23 protein-coding genes are annotated in these 24,074 nt (G+C 68.1%); 15 read left to right on the top strand and 8 right to left on the bottom strand.

Going from position 1 to position 24,074, the window contains the following annotated elements; all coding sequences use genetic code 11:
- Positions 1–100: 100 nt before the first annotated feature.
- The 3 genes from ACWD02_RS07405 (at position 101) to ACWD02_RS07395 (ending at position 1,625) form a co-directional block, all read left to right on the top strand.
- The gene (locus ACWD02_RS07405) at positions 101–421 is read left to right on the top strand and encodes a hypothetical protein (protein WP_451205607.1); all 321 of its coding nucleotides are present in this window, start codon (positions 101–103) and stop codon (positions 419–421) included.
- 278 nt (positions 422–699) lie between these two features.
- A complete protein-coding gene (locus ACWD02_RS07400) occupies positions 700–1,389 on the top strand; it encodes an SMI1/KNR4 family protein (protein WP_451205605.1) in 690 nt (229 codons plus the stop codon).
- Between the two features lie 26 nt (positions 1,390–1,415).
- Positions 1,416–1,625, top strand: a complete 210-nt coding sequence (locus tag ACWD02_RS07395; protein WP_451205603.1) for a hypothetical protein — start codon at positions 1,416–1,418, stop codon at positions 1,623–1,625.
- A 122-nt stretch (positions 1,626–1,747) separates the two neighbouring features.
- Here ACWD02_RS07395 and ACWD02_RS07390 read toward each other — a convergent pair whose 3' ends face one another.
- Complete coding sequence (locus tag ACWD02_RS07390) at positions 1,748–2,578, bottom strand: LLM class F420-dependent oxidoreductase (RefSeq protein WP_451205600.1); 831 nt, start codon at positions 2,576–2,578, stop codon at positions 1,748–1,750.
- Between the two features lie 398 nt (positions 2,579–2,976).
- Between ACWD02_RS07390 and ACWD02_RS07385 the strand changes: the two genes are divergently transcribed.
- Positions 2,977–3,411 (top strand): hypothetical protein, encoded by a 435-nt coding sequence (locus ACWD02_RS07385; RefSeq protein WP_451205597.1) that lies wholly within the window; start codon positions 2,977–2,979, stop codon positions 3,409–3,411.
- A 192-nt stretch (positions 3,412–3,603) separates the two neighbouring features.
- Here ACWD02_RS07385 and ACWD02_RS07380 read toward each other — a convergent pair whose 3' ends face one another.
- On the bottom strand, positions 3,604–4,023 hold the full coding sequence (locus ACWD02_RS07380) for an arsenate reductase ArsC (protein ID WP_451205595.1): 420 nt from the start codon (positions 4,021–4,023) through the stop codon (positions 3,604–3,606).
- Between the two features lie 191 nt (positions 4,024–4,214).
- Between ACWD02_RS07380 and ACWD02_RS07375 the strand changes: the two genes are divergently transcribed.
- From ACWD02_RS07375 to ACWD02_RS07365, 3 genes are read left to right on the top strand one after another with little or no spacing between them, the layout of a single operon-like run.
- Entirely contained in the window at positions 4,215–4,520 is a 306-nt protein-coding gene (locus ACWD02_RS07375) for an ArsR/SmtB family transcription factor (RefSeq protein WP_451205592.1), read from the top strand.
- Positions 4,520–5,635 (top strand): ACR3 family arsenite efflux transporter, encoded by a 1,116-nt coding sequence (arsB, locus tag ACWD02_RS07370; RefSeq protein WP_451205589.1) that lies wholly within the window; start codon positions 4,520–4,522, stop codon positions 5,633–5,635. The genes ACWD02_RS07375 and arsB overlap by 1 nt, the downstream gene beginning before the upstream one ends.
- A complete protein-coding gene (locus ACWD02_RS07365) occupies positions 5,632–6,693 on the top strand; it encodes an ArsO family NAD(P)H-dependent flavin-containing monooxygenase (RefSeq protein ID WP_451205586.1) in 1,062 nt (353 codons plus the stop codon). The genes arsB and ACWD02_RS07365 overlap by 4 nt, the downstream gene beginning before the upstream one ends.
- A gap of 617 nt (positions 6,694–7,310) precedes the next feature.
- On the opposite strand, the gene ACWD02_RS07360 is transcribed toward ACWD02_RS07365, so the two are convergent.
- Entirely contained in the window at positions 7,311–7,679 is a 369-nt protein-coding gene (locus ACWD02_RS07360) for an ArsR/SmtB family transcription factor (protein ID WP_451205583.1), read from the bottom strand.
- A gap of 356 nt (positions 7,680–8,035) precedes the next feature.
- Here ACWD02_RS07360 and ACWD02_RS07355 point away from each other — a divergent pair, with 356 nt between their 5' ends.
- From ACWD02_RS07355 to ACWD02_RS07340, 4 genes are all read left to right on the top strand, one after another.
- The gene (locus ACWD02_RS07355; protein WP_451205580.1) at positions 8,036–9,439 is read left to right on the top strand and encodes an NAD(P)-binding domain-containing protein; all 1,404 of its coding nucleotides are present in this window, start codon (positions 8,036–8,038) and stop codon (positions 9,437–9,439) included.
- A gap of 244 nt (positions 9,440–9,683) precedes the next feature.
- Entirely contained in the window at positions 9,684–10,085 is a 402-nt protein-coding gene (locus ACWD02_RS07350) for a hypothetical protein (protein WP_451205577.1), read from the top strand.
- 216 nt (positions 10,086–10,301) lie between these two features.
- Positions 10,302–11,432, top strand: a complete 1,131-nt coding sequence (locus tag ACWD02_RS07345) for a DUF475 domain-containing protein (RefSeq protein WP_451205575.1) — start codon at positions 10,302–10,304, stop codon at positions 11,430–11,432.
- A gap of 84 nt (positions 11,433–11,516) precedes the next feature.
- Positions 11,517–12,236, top strand: a complete 720-nt coding sequence (locus tag ACWD02_RS07340) for a GNAT family N-acetyltransferase (protein ID WP_451205572.1) — start codon at positions 11,517–11,519, stop codon at positions 12,234–12,236.
- A 264-nt stretch (positions 12,237–12,500) separates the two neighbouring features.
- Here ACWD02_RS07340 and ACWD02_RS07335 read toward each other — a convergent pair whose 3' ends face one another.
- Positions 12,501–12,908, bottom strand: coding sequence for a VOC family protein (locus ACWD02_RS07335; RefSeq protein ID WP_451205569.1), 408 nt, complete (start codon positions 12,906–12,908; stop codon positions 12,501–12,503).
- Between the two features lie 227 nt (positions 12,909–13,135).
- Between ACWD02_RS07335 and ACWD02_RS07330 the strand changes: the two genes are divergently transcribed.
- From ACWD02_RS07330 to ACWD02_RS07320, 3 genes are all read left to right on the top strand, one after another.
- The gene (locus tag ACWD02_RS07330) at positions 13,136–14,158 is read left to right on the top strand and encodes an ArsR/SmtB family transcription factor (protein WP_451205566.1); all 1,023 of its coding nucleotides are present in this window, start codon (positions 13,136–13,138) and stop codon (positions 14,156–14,158) included.
- A gap of 251 nt (positions 14,159–14,409) precedes the next feature.
- On the top strand, positions 14,410–15,117 hold the full coding sequence (locus ACWD02_RS07325) for a TetR family transcriptional regulator (protein ID WP_451205563.1): 708 nt from the start codon (positions 14,410–14,412) through the stop codon (positions 15,115–15,117).
- A 111-nt stretch (positions 15,118–15,228) separates the two neighbouring features.
- On the top strand, positions 15,229–16,788 hold the full coding sequence (locus tag ACWD02_RS07320; RefSeq protein ID WP_451205560.1) for a DHA2 family efflux MFS transporter permease subunit: 1,560 nt from the start codon (positions 15,229–15,231) through the stop codon (positions 16,786–16,788).
- A 181-nt stretch (positions 16,789–16,969) separates the two neighbouring features.
- Here the strand turns inward: ACWD02_RS07320 and ACWD02_RS07315 are convergent, their stop codons facing one another.
- The 4 genes from ACWD02_RS07315 to ACWD02_RS07300 form a co-directional block, all read right to left on the bottom strand.
- Positions 16,970–17,533, bottom strand: coding sequence for a hypothetical protein (locus ACWD02_RS07315; RefSeq protein ID WP_451205557.1), 564 nt, complete (start codon positions 17,531–17,533; stop codon positions 16,970–16,972).
- Between the two features lie 135 nt (positions 17,534–17,668).
- Positions 17,669–18,568, bottom strand: a complete 900-nt coding sequence (locus ACWD02_RS07310; protein WP_451205555.1) for an alpha/beta hydrolase — start codon at positions 18,566–18,568, stop codon at positions 17,669–17,671.
- Between the two features lie 97 nt (positions 18,569–18,665).
- Positions 18,666–19,691, bottom strand: a complete 1,026-nt coding sequence (locus ACWD02_RS07305) for an extracellular catalytic domain type 1 short-chain-length polyhydroxyalkanoate depolymerase (protein WP_451205552.1) — start codon at positions 19,689–19,691, stop codon at positions 18,666–18,668.
- A 279-nt stretch (positions 19,692–19,970) separates the two neighbouring features.
- Entirely contained in the window at positions 19,971–21,929 is a 1,959-nt protein-coding gene (locus ACWD02_RS07300) for a helix-turn-helix domain-containing protein (RefSeq protein WP_451205549.1), read from the bottom strand.
- A gap of 319 nt (positions 21,930–22,248) precedes the next feature.
- Here ACWD02_RS07300 and ACWD02_RS07295 point away from each other — a divergent pair, with 319 nt between their 5' ends.
- Positions 22,249–23,856: a long-chain fatty acid--CoA ligase gene (locus ACWD02_RS07295; protein WP_451205545.1), complete on the top strand. Its 1,608-nt coding sequence runs from the start codon at positions 22,249–22,251 to the stop codon at positions 23,854–23,856.
- Positions 23,857–24,074 lie beyond the last annotated feature (218 nt).

The following is a 24,074-nucleotide window of genomic DNA, read 5'->3' as shown; positions in this document are numbered from 1 at the left end:
ACCATCTGAGACGAGAGACGAATCGGACCTGCCGACGTACTCGCTGACCCTGATCTGGCCCGCAACGAATCCGGTGTGCCACTCCGGCTACCCTCCCTGCATGGAGCAGGACTATCCCCTCGTCCGTGACGCCTTCCCCGATCTCATCGGCGAGCTGACCAGCCTTTTGGAAGGTGAGGGTGAGCATGAGTTGGCAGTCTGTGTGCGGGATGTCCGTCTGGTCGCCATGTGCGATTGCGGCGACGACTTCTGTCAGAGCATCCACACGGCGGTGCATCAGCCGGGCAAGCCATATGGCGAGGGCCACCGGTGCGTGCCGCTATCTCCTTCGAAGGGCATGGTGGCCCTCGATGTCGTGCACGGCCGGATCATGTACATCGAGATCCTGAACCGGGCACCCATGCACAGTCTCAAGCCCTGACCTGTACTGGCTGGCGCATGCCACGGCGTACATAGCGGCGCATGGTCATGGGGCAGGAGGGTTGACAGGAATCCGTGACGCGGCGACGGCCCTGCTCGTCGTCCGCGCACTCGCCGAGTCGGCAGCTGCTACGGAACGCGCAACTGATGGATCCAGTTCGTAGCAAGCACTGCCCGTGGCGTAGCAGGTTCACCTGGCCCGCTGGGTGTCGTAGTTGAGGCAGCGGCGCGAATTGGCCCGGCGGGTCCGTTGTCACTGGTGCCGCGTACGGTCAGCGCATGGTTGATCAACTGTGGAACGGTGTGCGCCGGCGAGTTGCCGCATGGGGTGCCCAATCGGCGAGCGGACAGGTATTCGGCTCGCTCGGGCATCAGTGGGTTCTTGAAGAACCGCTGGCGGATGACGCGCTTGCCGAGCTCGAAGCGCAGTTGGGTGTGCGGTTGCCGGCGGACTACCGGGACTTTCTCACCGTCGTGGGCGCCGGCGGCGCGGGTCCCGCCTACGGCGTCTTCCCCGTGCGTCGTGTGCAAGGCCGCTGGCGCTGGGAGGGCGACGGGGCGGACCTGGCTGACCTGTCCATGATCGCCGAGCCCTTTCCTGACCATGGCCCCGACCCCGAATCCCTCGACGCACTCCTTTCCGAACGCCCTGAGGAAGAGGACTTCGAGGAGATCGAGGACTTCGACGACGCCATCGAGGCATGGGACGAACGCTGGGGAGCTGTGATGTTCGCCCCGGAGCGCACCAGCGGTGCCATCGTCATATACCACCTTGGCTGCGCACAGAGGGAGTGGCTGATCGTCAGCGGCACCCACCGCGGAACCGTTTGGTCCGACTGCCGCGCCGATGATGTCGACCTCGTCCCGCTCCTCGATGACGGCGGGAAGCCGGTCACCTTCGCCCGCTGGTACACCGCATGGCTCGAAGCGGCCGAGCTCACCGCACGGCAGCAACCTGCGATCAGCTGACGCCGCTCGGTGCGATCCTCCTCGCATTGGTCGACCGTGGGGTGGTCGAGGTCTGCCGCTACATTCCTTGGACGGCGCCCGACGGCACCAACGGCTTCCAGCCGGGGCCGCCGATCTCACGCGAAGACCTGCCGGTGGTACTTGCTCGCGCCGAGGAGTGGGACTACCCGGATGACTTCGAGTGGCTCGGCAGGCTCACTCTGGTTCTCACCGACCATCAGCGGCAGGGTAGTTGAGCACTCACCTCAAGGGAGCCAACATCAGCAACACGTCACTCCCTTGCTTGCGGCGGGCCTGCAGCTTGCCCTTCCTCGGAGGCTTGCGCGCAAGCGCTGTGTCCTGCTGGAGCGGATCGGTGCTATCCGATGTACTGCGCGTACTCGTCCAGCACCGGCAAGACCTCGTCGGCCGGACCGGAGGGCAACTGGCACAGCACCTCGGTGACGCCGAGCCGGCGGAGGTGATCCAGTTTCCCTCGGCTCGGCAACGTACCGGAGGGCACGACCCGGAGCAGCGCCCCGTCCCGGCCCGCGTCGGCGAACAGCTCCCGCAGGACAGGCAGGTGGCGGCTGAGACCACGTCCACCGATGGGCATCCAGCCGTCGGCTTGCTCGGCGATCCGTTCAAACAGCCGAGGACCGGCGGGCGCGCCGATCAGAACCGGGACGGTACCGTTGGCCGGCTTGGGCCATGCCTCTGACGGGCCGAAGGAGATGAATTCGCCTTCGAAGCCGGCAGGTTGTGGCTGCCAGAGGTTCCGCATGGCAGCGAGATACTCCCAGACGACGTCCCTGCGCCGGGCGTACGTAATTCGGTGGTGCTGTATCTCGTCACGGTTCCAGCCGAAACCGACGCCCAGGGTGAAGCGGCCCCGCGACAGGTGATCGAGGGTCGCCACGGCTTTCGCCAGCGCGATGGGGTCATGCTGGGCCACCAGGCAGATGCCCGTCCCGACCCGCAGATCGCTGGTCACCGCGACGGCGGTTGCCAGCGCGGTAAACGGGTCGAGCAGATGCTTGCAGTAATCAGAAATTTTCTCGCCGGTGACTCCGGAAACGCGGCACGAGGTCGGGATGTGGGTGTGCTCGGAAACGTAGAGAGAGTAAAAGCCTCGCTCTTCCAAGGCTCTGGCCAGTTCGGCTGGACCGATCGAGCTGTTCGTCAGTCCCATGGTGACGCCAATGTGCATGCAGTACTCACCTCACTGCCCAAGCGTCGGCGCAGGCCGGCGCCAAGCCGCTCGCTCGTCCGCTCACCGTGTTCACCTCATGCATAGCGGTTGCCACGCCGAGGTCAAGCTCCTCGGCTGCACACCGGTGACCGTGCCCGGAAACGGTCGTGTCCGCGCTGCTTCCGCATGGCGCAACTTGCGCCTCCGCGACTCCTCTGCAGGTATCGCTCTTGGTGGGCGGGCATGTTGTCGCCTCAGCCTCAGCCCCAGCCTCAGCCTGTGTCACGAGGCGTCCGCCTCGCCCGTCCAGCGACACCAGCAGCTGAAACCGCCGACATTTCCCAGTAGTTGGTCGGCGAAGTGGACATCGAAGCCGTAGCCGATCATGGACGTGGGTGGTCCGGCATAATGCCGGGGTGAGCATCATCGTCGAGTTCTTCGCGGCCCCGAACGACGCGTCAGCGGCTCTGGTTCTGCAGACCGGACCGCAGCGCGCATGCGAGTCGCTCTCCTTCGGCAACTTCGATCCCGAAGAGGCTGTGGTCGAGTGGGAGTGCTTGTTTGCCGGCGTCAGTTTCGAGGAACTCGTCGAAGCCGACGAGCCTCGTCAGGTTGCAGGCCTGGACGACGACGGGCGCATCGTCTTCGCGATCTCGCCTCGCCTGTCGGCAGCGTTGGCCGAGGCCGAGCGGACGCAGTTGAGGGATGCCGCTGTCGCATGGTCCATGCAGCGGGCGGAGGACGGCGAGGCCATCGCCACGGAGACCGCCGAAGCAATCTTGAGTGATCTGGCTGCTCTCGTCAGCAGCGCCCGGAGCCAGGGTCAGAACGTCTACTGCTGGGTCGCGTAAGAGTTCACGTTCAAAACCCGATCGCGACGGACGTCGCGATGGCGGCGCCGGGGAAGACGAAGACGTAGCCGCGCTTGCCGTGCCGTGCCTTGCCGGTGGCCGAAGAGTCGGGAGTGCCGCCGGCCTGCCCGGACCGCGCGGAGCAGCAGCCGCATGATCGGCCGGGCAACTACTCGCCGGTCGACGCGACGCTTACGCGTCCTGCTCGGCGTCGATCTCGGCGATCAAGGCCTCGATGCGGGTCTTGATCTCGTCGCGGATCGGGCGTACGGCCTCTACGCCCTGGCCTGCGGGGTCTTCCAGTGCCCAGTCGAGGTACTTCTTGCCCGGGAAGATGGGGCAGGCGTCGCCGCAGCCCATGGTGATGACGTAGTCGGATGCCTGCACGGCCTCGGTGGTCAGGATCTTCGGCTTCTGGTCGGCGATCTCGACGCCGACTTCCCTCATGGCTTGGACCGCGGCCGGGTTGACCTGGTCACCGGGAATGGAGCCCGCGGAGCGGACCTCGATCCGGTCGCCCGCGAGGTGGTTGAGGAATCCGGCGGCCATCTGCGAGCGCCCCGCGTTGTGGATGCAGACGAAGAGTACGGAGGCGAGGGGAGGGTTGGTCACGGGGAGCCTTCCTTCGTGGTGCTGAGCGGTCAGCAGGGTGGTGGGCGGGCCGGCAAATGAGCCGCTCGTCGGGGATGCCGGGAGTTGGCGGTGCGGCCACGGACTGCCCCTTCGACGAGCCGTACGGCGCGGTCCGGACTCGTATCAGCTCGGACTGGCATCAGCGAGAACTGATGTGACAGTATCAGCCCATGCTGACTTCAGTCGACGCTGATGTGATCCGGGTACTCGGCGACCCGCTCCGCCTGAAAATCGTGACCCTACTGGCCCAGGAGACGCTCTGTACGACGCACCTGGTCGAGGAGACCGGAGCCAAGCAGACCAACCTCTCCAACCACATGAAGGTGCTGCGCGAGGCGGGTCTGGTGGAGACCGAGCCGTGCGGCCGCTTCACCTACTACAAGCTGCGCCCCGACGTCCTGGCGTCGCTCTCCGAGCAGTTCGCTGAGCTGGCCGCCTCCGCCCGTACCGCCGCTGACAACAAGAGGGCCTGCTGATGAGCCGCACGGACACGACGCCGCATAGCGATCAGGGAGCGGCGCCGTCCGGCGAGGGTATCGTCGCCAAGCTCTCCACACTCGATCGCTACCTGGCCGTGTGGATTCTGCTGGCGATGGCCGTGGGGCTCGGCCTTGGCCGGCTGATCCCGGGCATGAACGACGCCCTGGCGAAGATCGAGGTCGGTGGCATCTCCCTGCCGATCGCACTCGGTCTGCTCGTGATGATGTACCCGGTCCTTGCCAAGGTGCGTTACGACAAGCTGGACGCGGTCACCGGCGACAAGAAGCTGATGGCCTCGTCGCTGGTCATCAACTGGATCGTCGGCCCCGCCGTCATGTTCGCGCTGGCCTGGATCTTCCTTCCCGACCTGCCCGAATACCGCACCGGCCTGATCATCGTCGGCCTGGCCCGCTGCATTGCCATGGTCATCATCTGGAACGACCTCGCCTGCGGCGACCGTGAAGCCGCCGCCGTGCTGGTCGCACTCAACTCCGTCTTCCAAGTCATCGCCTTCGGCCTGCTCGGCTGGCTCTACCTCGACCTGCTGCCGGGCTGGCTCGGCCTGGGCGACGGCGAGCACCTCGACATCTCCATGTGGAAGATCGCGCTGAACGTCGTCATCTTCCTCGGCATCCCACTGCTCGCCGGATTCCTCACCCGCCGCATCGGCGAGAAGAAGATGGGCCGCGAGGCGTACGAGTCCGACTTCCTTCCGAAGATCGGCCCGTGGGCGCTGTACGGGCTGCTCTTCACGATCGTCATCCTCTTCGCCCTGCAAGGGAAGACGATCACCTCGCAACCGCTGGACGTCGTACGGATCGCCCTGCCTCTGCTGGTGTACTTCGCCGTCATGTTCTTCGGAACCTTCCTGCTGGGCAAGCGTCTTGGCCTGGCCTACGACCGCACCGCCACCCTCGCCTTCACCGCGGCGGGCAACAACTTCGAGCTCGCCATCGCGGTTGCCATCGCCACCTTCGGCGTCACCAGCGGCCAGGCACTGTCCGGCGTCGTCGGCCCGCTCATCGAAGTCCCGGTGCTGATCGGCCTGGTGTACGTCGCGCTGGCCTGGCGCAGGAAGTTCGCCGCCGACGCGGTGACGACGGCCCCGTGACGCACACGGCGGATGTGGTGGTGATCGGCGGCGGGCAGGCAGGGCTCGCCGCCGGCTACCACCTGCGCCGCCTCGGCCTGGACTTCGTCATTCTCGATGCCCAGGCCGAGGCGGGCGGCGCCTGGCGGCACGCCTGGGACTCCCTGCACCTGTTCTCCCCGGCCGCCTACTCCTCACTGCCCGGCCGCCCCATGCCCGTCCAGCCGGGGGAGGCGTACCCGGATGCCGCGCACGTGGTGGCCTACCTCAACGACTACGAACGCCGCTACGAATTGCCCGTGCACCGCCCGGCACGCGTCAGCGCCGTGCATCGTGAGGGCGATGGCCTGCGCGTCGAGTGCGATGGCGGCACCTGGCAGGCCCAGGCGGTCATCAGCGCGACCGGCACCTGGTGGCGCCCCTTCATCCCCGCTGTTCCCGGCCGGGCGGCGTTCCGTGGGCGACAGTTGCACACGGTCGAATACCGCAGCCCGCGCGACTTCACCGGCCGGCGCGTCGTCGTGGTCGGCGGCGGCAACTCCGGTGCGCAGATCGCCGCCGACCTCGCCGCCGACAGTGAGCTGACCTGGGTCACCCAGCGTCCGGCGCGCTTCCTGGCCGACGACATCGACGGCCGCGCCCTGTTCGACAGGGCCACCGCCAGGCGCCGCGCCCTGGAGAGCGGGCAGCCCGACACAGGTGGCGTGGCCTCTCTGGGCGACATCGTCGCCGTGCCACCCGTGCGCAGGGCCCGCGACGCCGGGCTCCTCAAGGCCCAGCCGATGTTCGCGCGTCTCGCCCCGGACGGCGTCGAATGGGCCGACGGCACCCGGGCGAAGGCGGACACCGTCATCTGGTGCACCGGTTTCCGCCCCGCGCTCTCGCACCTCGCTCCGCTCGGCCTCCGCGGACCACGCGGACACATCCCGACGCATGGCACCCAAGCCGTGGACGAACCGCGCCTGCACCTGCTCGGCTACGGCGACTGGACGGGACCGGCCTCGGCCACCCTCATCGGCGTGGGCCGCCCCGCTCGCGAGGCGGCCAGGCAGATCGCCAGCTTGCTGCGGTCAACTTGACCTGGCCCTGTAGGGCCGGGCTTGGAGGTAGCGCCCAACTGGCTGCTGGGGTGGCTCCTCCGTCCAGACACCCCTATGGGGTGTCCGGGACGCGTGACTCACGCCCCGCGTTCCACACGGTCTCGCCACGGGTGGCGATGTTGTGGGAAGCATGCCGGCCGGCATGGGCAACGACCCCGCACTCCCGGCAGCGCGGGAGGGCACGGCGGCGGTCATGAGGTCACAAAGGCATGCGCGACACTCACGCCCGATCTGGACACGCGCCATCGGCGATCGTGGTGGGTTGGCGATCGGCGGCCCGCCCCCCCGTGTGCCCACCCGGCCCGTCGCGCCCCCCATCTGCCCAACCGGCTCGACACCGGCTTCGTCCTGGGCTGACCCGTTCGCGTCCCTGGTGGCCGTCGCTCTGTCGTGGTCAAGGAAGGCGAGGATGCCTGGCAGGGCACGGGCTGCTGCACGTCCTCGGCCGTGCACGGTGCGGTGCCTGTGGCCAGGTCGAATCCATGCGTTGGCTGGCCCGGCAGCGACTGCTGCCGAACCCGCACGATCGCCCGGGTGCCATGCCGGGCTGTCCTGCCCGCTCCTGGACGGCCCGCGCGACTGCTTTCCGGCCGCGGTCAGGTCGTAGCGCCCGCGGGGGCCAGCAGCTGTCCCATCCCGGCCAGTACGGACGGCTCGACGCGGTAGTAGACCCAGGTGCCGCGTCGCTCGGAGGTGAGCAGGCCCGCCTCCTTCAGCTTCTTCAGGTGGTGGGAGACGGTCGGCTGGGATACGCCGACGTCGGAGATGTCGCACACGCATGCCTCCCCGCCCTCATGCGAGGCGACGGCGGAGAACAGGCGCAGGCGTACCGGATCGCCGAGCGCCTTGAACATCCGCGCGGCCGTTTCCGCTTCTTCGGCGTTCATCGGCCGTTCGGTCAGGGGTGGGCAGCACGGCTCGACGCTCTGCGTCTCGACCAGCGGCAGCACCTTCGTATTCGACATACGTCTATGTTGACACATGTCGAAGCAATGCCCCAGGGGGCTGCTACCTCGCTGCCAGGCGTGGCGGAGGCAGGTCGCGAGGCGGCGGGCGCCGTGCCGCGCGTCGTGTAGCGGGTCGTGCCGAGTCGCAGCTCCTGGTGCCTCCAGCGCCACCGTCCTGCACGCTTGCCCGCGCAGGGCGTGCACCGTCACCGGGCCGAACCGTCTGCCACCGACGACCGCGACATCGAACTGCTCCATAACGAGCTCCCGACCCTTCCTTGTTTCGATAAACGCCTATGTTGACGTCTGTCGAAACAGGTGCCATGCTGGCCGCGCAAGCCATCGACAGGTGTCGAAACAGCGAGGGAGTCACCATGAGCGAGCCGACCGAGCCGACGGACCCGACCGAGCCGACCGCCCAGGCATCCACCACCACCCTGCCCACCGTGGTGATCGGGGCCGGCCCGATCGGTCTTGCCGCCGCCGCCCACCTCGTCGAGCGCAATCTTGAGCCGCTGGTCCTGGAAGCCGGGGCATCGGCGGGCAGCGCGGTCCGCGAGTGGAGTCACGTACGCCTCTTCTCCACCTGGGCCGAGGTCGTCGACCCCGCAGCCGAGAAGCTCCTGGCGCCCACCGGCTGGTCCGCGCCCAACGGCGCGACCTACCCGACCGGCGGCGACTGGGCCTCGGGCTACCTGCAGCCGTTGGCCGACGTCCTGGGCGACCGGGTCCGCTTCGGTGCGACGGTCACCGGTGTCTCCCGCCTGGGCCGCGACCGCGTCGTCGACGCCGACCGCGACCAGCAGCCCTTCACCGTGCACATCGCCTACGCCGACGGGCGCGAGGAGCGGATCATCGCCCGCGCCGTCATCGACGCCTCCGGCACCTGGTCCACGCCCAGCCCGATCGGCGGCGACGGCCTGCCCGCGCTCGGCGAGAAGGCCGCGGCCGACCGCGTCTCCTACCGCGTGCCCGACCTCAAGGACCCTGCCGTACGCGCCCGTTACGCGGGCAAGCGCACCGCCGTCATCGGCTCCGGGGCCTCCGCCTTCACCGCGCTCGCCTACCTGGCCGACCTCGCCAAGGACGCTCCCGGCACCCATGCCGCATGGGTCCTGCGTCGCGGCATCGGCGGTGCCACCTTCGGCGGCGGCGAAGCCGACCAGCTCCCGGCCCGCGGCGCGCTGGGGCTCGCCGCGAAGGCAGCCGTCGACGACGGCTACGCCGACGCCGTCACGGGCTTCCGCACCACCGCCGTAGAGAAGACGGGCGACCAGCTGACCCTGGTCTCCGAGGACGGCCGCCGCCTTGACCCGGTCGACGAGGTCATCGTCCTCACCGGCTTCCGCCCTGACCTCTCCTTCGTCTCCGAACTGCGCCTCGGCCTCGACGAGCGCCTCCAGGCCCCCATTGCGCTCGCCCCGCTGGTCGACCCCAACGTCCACTCCTGCGGCACTGTCTACCCCCACGGCGTGGGCGAGCTCTCCCACCCGGAGAAGGACCTCTACCTCGTCGGCATGAAGTCCTACGGCCGCGCCCCGACCTTCCTGGCCATGACCGGTTATGAGCAGGTCCGCTCCATCGCCGCCGCCCTCGCCGGGGACCAAGAGGCCGCCGAACGCGTGGAACTGACCCTCCCGGAGACCGGAGTCTGCGGTGGCGCGGGCCTGTTCGACGAGCCCGAAGCCGCGCAGGAGCAGGACGGCGCAGGCTGCTGCGCGACGCCCTCCACCCTGCAGATCGGGGCCGGCGCGCCGACTTCGTCCGGCGGCTGCTGATCCGAAGTACCGCTTGGCGTTCGCCGAGGGGGAGCGGGCCAAGCTCCTGAGGCCTGCTGATGAGGACTGTGCGGCGCAGTCGCGCCGGTGAGCCGACGCGGCGAAATCGTTCCAGGCGGCCATCCCTGGGGACGTCGCAGAAACCCGTCGAGCACTTGCCGAGCGAGTTCGTGACTGTGCCGGTGAGGCTTCGGGACCCCGGCCACGGGGGGCGGTGAAGGGCTCTTCGAAGCATGCTGGCTGCATGATGACCGTGCTGCTTGTAGCCGACGACGACATGATCAGGTCCTTGCGCCCGCTGATCCATCATGGCCCGCACTATCGAGTGATCTCGCACGCCGCCGGGCCATCGGTGGCCCTGGCTCAGGCGAGGGCCCTGCTCCCGGACATCGTCGTCATCGACACGGCCGTTCCCGGGACCCCGGCAGAGCTTGCCGCGGCGTTTCACGAGCTGCGCACCTTGGATCCTCCCAGCGGAGTGATCTGGCATGTCTCGGCGGAACCTCCCGTCCCGTCGCGCTTACTCGAAGAAGCCGAGGGCTGTGTCCATACCGTCCGGCACGGCGACCAAGCCGCCCTGCGTGCCGCGCTGCGCACCATCGGCCTGCGCCGCGCCAGCTGCGACCCCGATCAGCCCGCTGTGTGATCGGTGGGCCACCGGCCGGGGACCTGTCCGCGAGATGGCCTAGGAGCGGCAGGGAGGGGCAGCGGCACCTGGCGGCATGCTCCGGGGCGGGAGTGTGAAACGCCGGGAAAGGGCACCAGGTGAGGGAAGCGTTGGTGATCAGAGTCCGAGAGCGTTGGATGAACGCTCGCAGGCGCTTTGGCACCCCGGCCCCGACGTCCCATGAGAGAGAAGCAAGTGGTTCTGAAAACGTTCGGCTGGTCGTTCGCGGTCACCGCGCTCGGTCTGGTCGCGGCGGTGTTCTACGGCGGATGGACGGCCATCGGGGTCGTTGCGATTCTGGCGGTCCTCGAGATCTCGCTGTCGTTCGACAACGCGGTGGTCAACGCCGGGATCCTGAAGAAGATGAGTGCCTTCTGGCAGAAGATCTTCCTCACCATCGGTGTGCTGATCGCCGTCTTCGGGATGCGGCTGGTCTTCCCCGTCCTGATCGTCGCGGTCAGCGCCAAGATCGGCCCGATCGAGGCTGTGCGTCTCGCGGTCAACGACAAGGACAAGTACCAGCAGTTGGTGACCGACGCTCACCCCTCGATCGCCGCGTTCGGTGGCATGTTCCTGTTGATGATCTTCCTGGACTTCGTCTTCGCGGACCGTGACATCAAGTGGCTGGGCTGGCTGGAGCGCCCGCTGGCCAAGCTCGGCAAGATCGACATGTTGTCGGCCTGCATCGCGCTCATCGTTCTCATGATCTCCGCGATGACTGTCGCCACCAACGCCCACCAGCACGGCGGCACGCACGCGGACAAGGCGGAGACGGTGCTCCTGTCCGGTGTCGCCGGCCTCATCACCTACCTCGTCGTGGGCGGACTCTCCGGCTTCTTCGAGCGTCGCCTGGAGGACGAGGAGGAGCGAGAACAGGAGGCCGAGAAGGAGGCGAAGACCAGCGGCAGTGGCACGCCCGCAGTGGTGTTGGCCGGCAAGGCTGCCTTCTTCATGTTCCTCTACCTCGAGGTCCTGGACGCGTCGTTCTCCTTCGACGGCGTCATCGGCGCCTTCGCCATCACCAACGACATCGTGCTCATGGCGCTCGGTCTTGGCACCGGCGCGATGTACGTCCGTTCGCTCACCGTCTACCTGGTCCGCCAGGGCACCCTCGACGACTACGTCTACCTGGAGCACGGCGCGCACTACGCGATCGGCGCCCTCGCCGCCATCCTCTTGGTGACGATCCAGTACGAGATCAGTGAGCTCATCACCGGCCTCGTCGGCGTCATCCTGATCGCCTCGTCCTTCTGGTCCTCGGTACGCCGCAACAAGAGGATCGCGGCAGCCGAGCAAAGCACTGGAGCAGCACGAAGCCAGGGCTGAGAGCCACGTCGGGACAGCCCCGACCGGCAGGCCGAAGCCGCTGCCGGTCTACTGTCGCCCCAGAGCAGACATCAAGGAGACCCGGTGACCCCACCCCCACACCTCAACGCATACGACCAGCCCGTCGGAGACCCCCTTCCGGGCTGGACCACCCGAGCGGCCCCCGCCCGGGTCGACTTGGACGGCGCATACTGCCGCCTCGAGCCGCTGGATGCCGAGCGGCATGCTGCCGACCTCTACGCGGCGTACGCGACCGAGACCGACGGACGGAACTGGACCTATCTGCCCGATGAGCCCTTCGACAGCGAGGAGAAATACCGCCGTTGGGCCCAGGCCGCGGCCGGTAGCGCAGACCCGCTGCACTACGCGGTGATCGACCGGGCGGCAGGCCGAGCGGTCGGCACCCTGTCGTTGATGCGGCATGACCCGGCCAACGGGGTCATCGAAGTCGGCTACGTGGTGTTCTCGCCGTTGATGCAGCGCACCCCGCTCTCCACGGAGGCGCAGTACCTGCTGATGGCCTACGCCTTCGACAAGCTCGGCTACCGGCGATACGAGTGGAAGTGCGACGCGCTCAACACGCCGTCGCGCAAGGCCGCCGAGCGTCTCGGCTTCACCTTCGAGGGCGTGTTCCGCCAGGCGGTCGTGTACAAGGGGCGCAACCGGGACACGGCCTGGTATTCGGTCGTGGACAGTGAATGGCCACTGTTGCGCGAGGCGTTCCGCGCCTGGCTGGCACCGGAGAACTTTCGGGAGGACGGCGGGCAGCGCCGCCCGTTGAGCGAGCTCTTGCACTCGGCTTGACACTCTGCGCCCTCGGCAGCGGACGACCCCGACTCGTAGCGCCGGGCTGGTCGCACTCGATAAGCGGCGGACGTACGACGGCCAGGGATGCACCCTGCGCGTGACCGCCGTACCCGCCATCCACCGCCGTACCCGCCATCCACCACCGGTTCACGGGGCTGCTGCCCGTCTCTCGACGACCGAGCGGCGGCCCCGGCCAAAGGCAGGGCCGCCGCAAAGTACACACATGGTGTCAGCGCCCTCTCGACACCGGCCTGACCGTGGTCACTCCTGTCCCGCCGCCGGGTCCATCCACATGACCTCCCAGGTGTGTCCGTCGAGGTCGTCGAAGGCGCGGCCGTACATGTAGCCGTGGTCCTGCGTCTCACCGCTGGGCGAGCCTCCCGCGGCGATCGCTCTGTCGACCAGCTCGTCGACCTTCTCGCGGCTGGTCGCGCTCAGCGCGAGAAGCACCTCGCTCGACGTGGTGGAATTGACGATCCGCTTGCTCGAGAACTCGGCGTACTTCTGGTGGGTGTGCAGCATCACGTGGATGGTGTCGCTGAGTGGAATCGCGGCCGTTGTGTCGTCGCTGAACTGGTCGTCGGCGGAGAAGCCCAGCTCGGTGAAGAATTTCTTCGATGCGTTGAGGTCGCGGGTGGCGAGGTTGACAAAGATCATCTGCTGGCTCATGAAGTCGTGCCTTTCCTATGGGGTGTGACGGTGCAACAGGTGGTGGAGGCGGGTTCGTTCACTGCCACGGAGTACGTATCGCCGCCTCTCCTGCTGAGGCCTTTGGAGCGTAGGAACCAGAGGTCGGCCCGACGCGTTGATTCGATCAGGTTCGAAAGCTGGTCTGCGACGAACCGCGCATGAGGCCGTCGACGAACTGGGGGAGCGGATCGGTGATTCGCGTGCACATGCCCGCTGAACGCCTGGCCGCTCTGCGCTGGGCGGTCTCACCAGTGGGGGAGCTTGCCGCAGCCTTGGTCGCTGTCGCCGAAGCGCCGAAGACGCCGCCCAGGCTCCAGCACGTCAGGGCGTTGCTGTCCTCGGGCCGACTGCCGACGCTCGCCGCCGTCGCGCGCGGCTATACCGCCTACCTTCCGGAGCTGCTCACTCCCGCGCCGCGTTCCTTCCTGCCGGCGGTCGAGGACCAGTTACACGCCGTTGCGACGACGCCGACGAGCACGGTGAGCACTCAGTTCACGGCTTTTCTCGCCGGGGGACAGGCGCGCAGCAGCCGCTGTCCCTGGCTTGGGGAGGGTGAGTTGGAGCGTGCCGACGACCAAGTGCGAACTCGGATCGAGGTCGGCGAGAGCGAGCTGCGGGAACGGCTCGCGCGCGAACTGCACTGGTTGTGGTCGAAGGCGATGGCGCCGCACTGGTCCCAGACCTCCGCGAGCTTTGAGAGCTTCGTCGAACGGCATGCCGCCGTCGCAGCCCGTGAAGGACTCGGTAGCGCCCTGGCCGCCCTGCACCCTTCGTTGCGCTGGCAGGACGGTGCCCTGACCGTCACTTCGGACTACGACGGGGAGGTCCCCGGAGGGCATCCCGTCGCGCTGATCCCCAGCCTCTTCCTGGACCGCATCGGCCTGCACGCACCCCTCCGCCCCGATGAAGCCCAACTTGCCATCCCCATGGGCACCTCGGATGAGACCAGCCCCCGCATAGCCCCCGTCCTCGGCGCGACCCGGCTGGCGATCCTCCACAGCCTGGATCAACCGCGCACCACCACGGCGCTGGCCACGCTGCACCACCTCGCACCCGCGACGGTCTCCTTCCACCTCTCCCGTCTCCTCGCCGCCGACCTGGTCCAACGCCAACGCCACGGACGACACGTCCACTACCGCCACACCCCGCGGGCCCGCGCTTTTCTGCGCCCCGCCCCCTCGACCACCCCCTCAACCACCCCACCTCCCGACCAGCCGACATCACCGTGAAAGGCACACGGGCGTCACACGGGCGGTCGGGGAGGCGACGGAAACCAGCCCCCACCACATCCCGGCACCCCAGCAACCTCTGACCGCCCGACCGCCGCGCTGACATGGCAAAACGTACGGCGATGCCACCACGTCCCCACGGCCCCGGTCGTCAAGTTTGCCGCTCCTCGGTGGGTCGCCCTCTCTTGTCGCCCGCGTCGTGGCGGCGACCGGGACGACGTGAATTTGCAGGCTCTGCATTTTTGCGTAGCATGCAACATGTGGATGAGAAGACGGCTGCCACGGACAGTTGGCGAGAGCGCAAGAAGCGGGCGACGCGGGCCGCGCTGGTCGAAGCGGCGGTACGGATCGCGGCGGAGCGCGGGGTGGAGCACACCACCGTCGACGCGATCAGCGAGGCCGCGGGCGTCTCGCCACGCACCTTCTTCAACTACTTCGACTCCCGCGACGAGGTCTTCGTCCTGGTCGGTGCGGAGGCGAGTTCCCGGGTCCGCACCGCCGTGCTCGAGGCGCCACGCGAGCTCTCACCGCTCGTCGCACTCCGCGACGCGATGGCGGCCGAACTGCAGGAGATCGAGCAGCAACAGGAGTTGTGGCGGCTGCACGCCGAAGTGCTGCGCCGCTCTCCCGAACTCCTCGCTCGCAGTATCGGGGCGCACATGGCAGACGAGCTCGGCCTGGCCGAAGCCGTCGCCGAGCGGATCGGCGCCGGCTCACCCCTGTTCTCCGCGGATCGCGCACAGAGCACGGAGGCCGAGGCCCAGCAGCGACGACGAGCGCTGGGGTTGTACCCACGGCTGGTGGCTGTCGTCGGGACCTCGGCCGTACGGATCGCGGTAGAGCACTGGTGTGTCCACCAGGACGAGGCGGCCTTCGAGGACGTCTTCCTGGAGGTGTTCGACCACCTGGCGGCCGGCTTGCCCGAGCCGCCACCGCCGACCAGGTCCGGGCGACGTTGACCGGACCCGCTTTTTATCTGGAGCCCCTGCGTATGAGGGGGTCCAGCGTTGAACTCTGAAAGAGACGATGTGACTGCAACAGTGGTGCCCCCAGAGGCGCCTTCGACCTCGATGTCCAATCGGCAGATACTCCAGGCCATGTCCGGGCTGATGGCAGGCATGTTCGTCGCCATCCTCGCCGGGACCGTGGTCTCCAACGCCCTCCCGCGGATCATCGCCGACCTCGGAGCCAGCCAGTCCTCCTATACCTGGGTGGTCACCGCCGAGCTCCTCGCGATGACGGCCACCGTGCCGCTGTGGGGCAAGCTCTCCGACCTGTACAACCAGAAACTGCTGCTCCAGCTCTCCCTGGGCATGTTCGTCGTCGGCTCGCTCCTTGCCGGCTTCTCGCACGACGTGGGACTGCTCATCTTCAGCCGCGTCGCCCAGGGCATCGGGGCGGGCGGCCTCACGGCCCTCGCGCAGGTGGTGATGGCGGCCATCATCCCGCCGCGCAGGCTCGGCAAGTACGCGGGCATCTTCGGTGCCGTCTTCGCCGTCGGCACGGTGGCCGGGCCGCTCATCGGCGGTGTTCTCGTGGACACCTCGTGGCTGGGCTGGCGCTGGTGCTTCTTCATCGGCGTACCGTTCGCGCTGCTCGCCATCGTGCTGCTGCAGCGCACCCTGAAGCTGCCCACCGTCCGCCGCGAGGCGAAGATCGACTTCCTGGGCGCGTTCCTGATCGTGGCAGGCGTCTGCGCGCTGCTCATCTGGGTCTCGCTCGCAGGCAACCAGTTCGACTGGGCGTCCTGGCAGACGGCCGCCCTGGTCTGCGGGGGAGTGGCGCTGCTGGTGGCCGCTGTCTACGTCGAATCACGGGTCGCCGAACCGATCATCCCGCTGCGCATCTTCCGTAACCGCACCGTGTCGCTGACCACGCTGGCGAGCCTGCTGGTCGGCCTGGCGATGTTCGGCGGCACCGTCTTCCTCTCGCAGTACTTCCAGGTGTCCCTCGGAAAGTCGCCGACGGTCGCGGGTCTGATGAGCCTGCCGATGATTCTCGGCCTGCTCGTCTCCTCCACGGTCGCGGGTCAGCTCATCAGCGCGACCGGCCGCTGGAAGATCTACCTGGTCATCGGTGGCGTCGCCATGACCGTGGGCCTGGGCCTGCTGTCCACGATCGACGCGAACACGCACTTCGGTCTGCTCAGCGTCTTCATGGTGGTGATGGGCGTCGGCGTCGGCATGCTGATGCAGAACCTGGTCCTGGCCGCACAGAACGACGTGCCCGCCGCTGAACTGGGCGCCGCCACCTCGGTGTTGTCCTTCTTCCGCAGCCTGGGCGGCACCATCGGCACCAGCGTCCTCGGCGCGATCCTCGCCAACCGCGTCGCCACCGAGATGACCAAGGGACTGGATCAGGCAGGTGTCCCGGCCGGCTCCGGCCAGGCCGCCGGTCACGGTGTGCCCGACATGACCACGCTGCCGGCCCCGATGCGGGAGATCGTGGAGCACGCATACGGGGTCGCCACGGGAGACCTGTTCCTGGTGGCCACGCCGTTCGCTCTGCTCGCGCTGATCGCGGTGCTGTTCATCAAGGAGACCCCCCTGAAGAACACGAGCGGCATGGAGCGCCTCGCCCAGGAGTCCGACACCGCCTCCGATACGCCGACGGCGACACCGGTGGGTTAATTGCGGCACGTGTGCCCGGGTCCCGAGCCCGAGGAGCGACGGTGGACCGTCGCTCCTTGGGCTATGCGGATGTCTGCGGGAGGTGTGGCCCGGCTCGCAGCAGGGCGGCACGGAGTCGGTCTCCGATGCCCGCCTTCGTCCCAGCAGGGTGGGCGCGGCCTTCTCTGGTGACGTGGCTTCTCTAGTACGGTGCCATGACGAGATCGCCGATCACGCTCAGTCCGACCTGTGCTGCGAGCCAGGGTGCGCGGTGGGCCTCGATCTGTTTGACGTGGACGAAGAGCGTGTGATCGGTTCCGGGTCGCTCGAAGTCGAGGTCGAGATCGCGAGCATTGGCGCACAGCGTGATGAACGCTCCCCTGGTGCCACCTACATCCAGTCCGACTTCGGGGGCTGGGGGCCAGCCCGCGAAGTCCCACCGGACAGTGGCCGGGTTGTCGTCCACCGCCCTGAGAAATGGCTGAACCACCTGCAGGGGCATGCCCCATTCCCTCAACCGCATGGGCAAGTGCGCCGACAACTCGCCGCCCGTCGCCGTCGAGTCAACCAGGTCGCTTTCGGGCAGCCGCTGTGCACCAGGCAACAGCTCGAGCAACGGCGCCAAGGTCTGCTCCGAGAAGATCCGCACGTCGAGATCGACTGAGATGTCCCCGAGTTCGGCGATGGCGAGCAACCGCTCAACAACACGCAGTCCTTCTGCGAGGTCGGGCGTCCTCAGGATGGGTTGCGCATAGGAGTTCGACACGGGACTACAACGTCCCGTGGAGGGGCGGCACTTGGGCCAGTGGATGGTTGAGATGTCGGGTGTGCATAGTTCCGCCCTGGTGGCATGAGAGTGGGCCGGCTCGGCCCGGAGGCACCTCGCGCGATCCGGACCTGCTCAGATGGCGCACCATGGTCCGGCCAGGCGATCCGCCGCTGTCTTCGCATGCGACCCCAGCAAGATCGTGTAGTGGTTCGATGCATCTGCCAACTCGGCCTGCAAAGCCGGCGTTTGACCTACCCAGTGGTCGACGAGCTCCTGCGGAAGGAGCGGCGGCGTCGCGCCGAGTGCACCCAGGGGGGCGTGCAGCAGTAGGGTCGGCACCGTCAGCCGGGTCAGGTCCGCGCCGAAGGACTCTGCGTTCGTCAGCAGGTAGCGGCCGTCTTGGCGCACTGCCTCCTCGCGGGCCTTGGAGCGGCGAGAGCTCGGCCGTCCCGTGAGGTCGTAGCGGACGTACGCCTCGATGTCCGTGCTCCACTCCGCGGCGAGTGCCGGGTGTGCGCGGAAGAAGTCGACGTACGCCTGGTCGTCGGCGAAGGTCTGGGACAACCGGGCGACGGCCGGCCCCAACGTATGGTCGAGAATCTCGTCGAGGTCCGCGTCGGCGGGCACCGGTAGCGGCAACCCGCCGTCGATGAGCAGCAACCGATCAAAGAGTGCTGGTCGGCGCGCGGCTGCCCGCAACGCCACGTATGCGCCCATCGACTGCCCGGTTAGCGCGACCGGGCCTTGGCCGCCGAACTCCTCTGCGGCCCTGCACACATCGGCCGCGTGTTTGTCGATGCCGTACGGCCCGGGCACGTCCGCGCTGTCACCCCGGCCGCGCAGATCCAACGCGTACAGGGACCATTCCGTCGGCAGGTGACGGGCCAGCGCCCGGTAGGACATGCCGTTCGCGGTGATGCCGTGGGCCGCGACAGCCACTCGAGGACCGTTGCCGAAGCGCAGCACGTTGAGCGTGCCGCCCTCGACGGGTACGCCGGTCGCAAGGGGTTCGGCGGTGGTTTGGTCCGTCATCTAGGCTCCTAGCAGTAGTTGATGGCTGGGACGGGTGGCGCGGCGTCGATGCCGGTGGGTCATCTATCGGCCCCCTTGGGGTTGTGTCGTGATGGCTTCATCCGTCGAGCCCCCAGAACCGGCTGATCCGGTACGCGGCACAGATGTTCTCGTCGGGCAGCGAGTCGGCCGTTACGCCGCACTGCCTGGCGCCATGGCCGGGATCGACGGGCTGTCCGTGGTCCATGCCGGTGATCGAGTAGCTCTCCACCACGTCACGCCCGGAGCTGTCGCGGTAGACCTTGTGCGGATGGCCCTGGACTGTGCCACTGACCTCCGGCACGGCATCTGTGCCGTGGACGTCCGTCCACTGCTCGACGACCTCGGTCAGGTTCATCGGGTCCACCGCGGAGTCCTGGCTTCCGTGCCACACGGACACGCTCGGCCACCGACCGCTGTACCCCGGGTAGCCGGCGAGTACTTTGTCGCCCCACTGCCGGGGGCTGAGGTCCCTGCCCGGGTGCAAGCACGTGAGCGCTTGGATGAGGCTGTCGGCACAGCCGTATGGACCGCCGGCGACCATGGCCGCGCCGGAGAAGACATCGGGATACGTGGCCGCCATCACCGCGGTCATCGCGCTGCCGGCGGACAGGCCGGTGACGTGGACGCGGGACGGGTCGACGTTCTGATCCCTTTTGATCCGGTCGACCATCTGCTTGATGGATCGGGCTTCGCCGTGGCCGCGGGTGGCATCGCCGGGCTGGTACCAGTTGAAACAGGTGTTGAGATTGTTGGCGACCTTCTGCTGGGGCAGCAGCAGCGCGAAGCCGTACTTGTCGGCCAGTTGGGTCCAGCCCGGCTCGTCGTCGAAATCACCGGCGGTCTGCCCGCAGCCGTGCAGGGCCACGACGAGGGGGCGACCAGCGGGCAAGGCGTCGGGGATGTACCGGAACATTCGCAGGTTGCCTGGGTTTGAGCCGAAGGCCGCGACCTCTCGCGGGCCGATGGGCTCACGGGCCGACGCGGACGCGGTTCGGGTCAACGGGCCCGGGGGCAGGCAGACCAACGCCAGCAACAGCGCGATGGCCAGGAAGCGAGGGAGGGAGTTGCGGGAGGGGGGACATGGTGAGGGGGAACGATGCATGGTGCCTCCTTGCGGGTTCCGCCTGCGTGCACGTGAAATGGGCAGTGCCGTACGGCGGTTGCACAGCGCGGGATCCCGCGGTACCGCGGGGTGACTGGGACGTTAGGTCCCGACTGCGTCCGGCGGGTATGGCGATGTGCTCCATCACCCTTCGTCCTGTGGCGTAGAAGTGTTCCCTTGCCCGATCGCAGCTGCGCGGCCCGCTATCCCGGCAGTGCCATGCTGGATCGGCGTACCACTAACGCGCCCCGGGCTGCCACGAAGGGGGTCATACAACGTCTACGAACTCTCGAGTACCGCATGTACCTTGAGCGCGAGGTGGACCTGAAGGAGATTGTCCGCGTGCCGCCACTGCGAGCCGAGCAGGGCGCTGATGCGTTCGACTCGCTGGTACAGAGTGTTGATGTGAATGTAGAGGGCGGCGGCGGCACGGGTGAAGTTGGCGTCGTGGGCGAAGTACGTCAGCAACGTGTGGGCCAGCTCACCGCCGCGTTCTGTGTCGTAGTCAAGGACGGGGCCGATCGTGCGGGCGACGAAGCGACGGAGCTCATCACGGCCGGTCTGGTGGAACAACAGTCCGTAGATGCCGAGTTGGTCGGAAGTCGCTCCCTCGCCGTCACGCTCCAATGCCAGCAGGACGTCTAGGCAGCGTGCGGCGTCGTGGTGGGCTTCGATGATGGTGTCCCTGCCGCCGTCGGCCGCGGCGGCCCCGACGGTGACCGCCGCGCCCACGCGGGCAGACAGCCCTTCGGCCAGCGTTCGCGCGGCATCGGCGGGTGTCCGGCTGCCGGGCAGAAGGACCACGACATTGCCGCGGTGTTCGCCGGCAAGGCCGCCTAGCCGTGCGGCGAACGCGCCGGCAGCATCCGCGATGGGACGGCGGTGCAGGCTGTCACGGCAGCGGGCGGTGAGCACGGTGTGCGGGCGGCCCAGCGTGATGCCCATCAAGGTGGCGCGGCGGTGCAACCCTTCGGTGTCGCGGTTTGGGTTGCCGAGGAGGTCTTCGAGTAGCTCGCCGTGGAGCCGGTGCTCGGCCTCGGCGACGGCTCGCTCGCTGAGGAACATCAAGGCGGCGACCAGGGCGGCGCTTTCCAGCGCATGGATGGCTTCGGGGTCCGGCCTGTCGCGCACGAGCAGCAACACGCCCATGGCCTCGCCGCCGGCGACGATGGGGGTGGCGCAAACAGCCGCCCCGTTGTCACCTGCCGGGATCCAGCGTGTGCGGTGCACTTTGCCGGACCTCTCGCACGCTTCGTGTGCTGCCCGGGCTGCCGGACTGTTGTCAGGGAGGTCGCCGACGTCGCGGGCGTGGCCCACCAAGGGGCCCGTGCCCGCGGAGGCGAGCACGGAGCGCTGGGCGTCCAGTACGAGGATGCCGCCGCCCAGGACATCCGCGAGCGTCGCTGCCACCACGGGCAGGCCCGCTCCGTCCAGCACGAGGCCGATGAGCCTCTCGTGCAGGGCGGCAGCGCGCTCGATGGAGGCGTTGTGCGCTTGGATGACCGTGGTGGCCTGGGTGAGCTCGTCGACGGTGCGGCGTACGTCCTCGAAGAGAGTGGCGTTCTCGATGGCGATGGCCGCGTGGTGGGCGAGCGAGACCAGCAGGGCCACCTCGTGGTCGGCGAAGGGGCGGCTGCGGCGGTTCGCGGAGAAGAGCACGCCGATGACCTGATCACCCCGTACTAGAGGAACGCCTTGGACGGAGATCAGCCCCTCGGCACGCACGACGTCGTCGCGAACGTGCTCGAACCGGTCGTCCGCGAAGTAGTCGGCCGTGTGGTAGGGCACGGCGTCCTTGGCGACGAGCCCACCGAGGCCTGAGCCCAGCGGAAGATTGTTGTGCTTGAAGGCGTCGGTGCGGATGCCGTCGGTGACCCGCATGTAGGTGTCGCCACGACGTTCGTTGTTGAGCATCAGGTAGGCCATGTCCGTGCCGAGCAGGCCGCGGGCCCGGTGGACGATGGCCTGCAACACCGCCTCCAGATCGCGCAACGAGGACAGGTCGCCGGCCGTCTCGTAGAGCGCGGCCAGTTCGCTCTCGTGCCGACTCTGCTCCTCCAGCCGGGCGCGCACCCGCAGTGCGTCGTCGACGAGGGGGCCGAGCCAGGCCCGGTCGGCCGCGGGGCTCTGTTCGAGCAGAGCCCGATACCGCTCCGGGTCCGCGTCCTCGCACAGCAGCCGCAGCAACTCTCCGGCCGGCCCTGCGTCGGTTCTGGGGTGTCTGGCGACCTGCTGCACGGAATGCCTCCCTACGCTTCACCTGCGATGGTGACCCATGGCGCACCGAGTCGACCAGGGGCGTAACCCCGTTGCGTCATGTCCAGCAGACTCCCGCGAGGAGCGGCGTACGGATGCCCACGCGGAAGCGATGCTAAAGGGGCTCCACGGCCACGACCACGGAGATGGCCTCCACCAGCGGTCCGCACATCATGGAGACCTCCACCACGACGCAACTCGCGCCCATGGTGTGAGTGGACGCCTGCTCCACTTCCCCGCCCGAGGATCTGTGGCCCGTCTCCATGGCGGGGCGCCGCAGCGGGCGCCGACGATGTGCCCCATGGCAATGATGGACACTCCGCTGAACACCTGGCTCCTCTTCAACCATGCGCCGCGCCACTTCCACGACACGCACATAGTCACCCGCGGCGCCGACGGAACCGTTCACCGCTACACGTACGCGGACTTCGGCCGCCGGGCGCAGCAGCTGATGCACTCCTTGGACGCCCTGGGCCTTGAGCGCGACGCGACCATCGCGACCCTCGCCTGGAACGGCTACCGGCATCTCGAGGCGTACTGGGCCATTCCCTGCACCGGCCGGGTGCTGCACACCCTCAACCTGCGGCTCTCGCCGGACGACCTCGCCTACGTCATCGGGCACGGGGGCGACCGTGCCATCCTGGTCGACGCCGACTTGATCCCGCTCCTTGAACAGGTGCATGCCCGCGGCGGCCTCAAGGAGGTGCGCTGCATCGTGGTCCTGGACGACGAGGTCCCCCAGACCACGCTGCCGAACGTGATGGCCTACGAGCAACTGCTCGCGGGCCGCCCCGAGTACTACCCGCCCCGCGACATCGACGAACGCTCTCCGCTTGGCCTGTGCTACACCTCGGGCACCACCGGCCGCCCCAAGGGCGTCGTATACACCCACCGGTCGACCGTGCTGCACGCCATAGCTGCCTCCTCACGAGCAGCGATGTCCATCGGACCCGGCGACTGTGTGCTCCCGGTGGTGCCCATGTTCCACGCCAACGCGTGGGGCCTGCCGTACACCGCCACCTCCTACGGCGCCAAGCAGGTTTTCTCCAGCGGTGCCCTGGACCCGGCCGCGCTCGTCACCCTCATGGCAGAGGAGCGCGTCACCGTGGGCGCCGGCGTGCCGACCATCTGGACCGCGATGGCCGCGGAGATCGCCGTTCGCGGCGGGCTTCCGGATCTACGGCACTTGTTGTGCGGCGGGGCCCGTCCGCCGGCCGCCCTGATCGCGCACTACCGCCGCGAACTGGGCATCCCGCTGATCCAGGTGTGGGGCATGACCGAGACCTCACCCCTGGCCAGCTTCGCCTGGCCCAAGGAGCACATGCGGGACTGGAGCGAGGAACGCCTCACAGATGCGGTGCACACGCGCGCCGGGCTTCCTGTGCCTGGCGTGGCGTTCGACATCCGTGATGAGGCGGGAGCTTCCGTGGCCTGGGACGGGGAGGCGATGGGGGATTTGTTGGTGCGCGGGCCGTGGATCGCCGGCTCCTATCTCGGTGACGAAGGCTCCTCGGCGTTCACCGATGACGGCTGGTTCCGCACGGGTGACATCGCCGTCGGCTCGCCCGAGGGCTATGTCGTCATCGCTGATCGCGCGAAGGACCTCATCAAGTCCGGCGGCGAGTGGATTTCTTCGGTGGACATGGAGTCAGCCGTCATGGCCATGCCGCAGGTCACCGAGGCCGCGGTCATCGCGATCCCCGACGCGAAGTGGCAGGAACGACCGCTGATCTGCCTGGCCGCCCGGCCCGGGAGCTCTGTCACCCTGGAACAGGTACGCGAGCACCTCAAGGGGAACGGCTTCGCCCGCTGGCAGTTGCCGGACCGCATCGAGGTCATGAAGGTCGTTCCCCGCACGGGTACCGGCAAGTTCGACAAGAAGGAGCTGCGCCTTCGCTACGGTTCCTAGGGGTCCAACCACTCTGTTGCTTATCCGTGCAGGAAGCGTTGGTGGGCTGAGAATGCGCATCAGGCAGCCCCACCACTGCCGTCGAAAGCTGTTGCCCAGGAGCTCTGCGGTACGACACATTCCCGGGCGCCGTGTATGGCCGCTTCCGTACCGCCCATCTCGTACAACCCTTCGACCCCTTGGATCGTCTAGTGCATCGTTCAGCACAGCTCCAAGGA

This window comes from Streptomyces sp. NPDC002853, from assembly GCF_053591915.1.
This window is presented reverse-complemented; position numbering and strand designations above follow the sequence as displayed.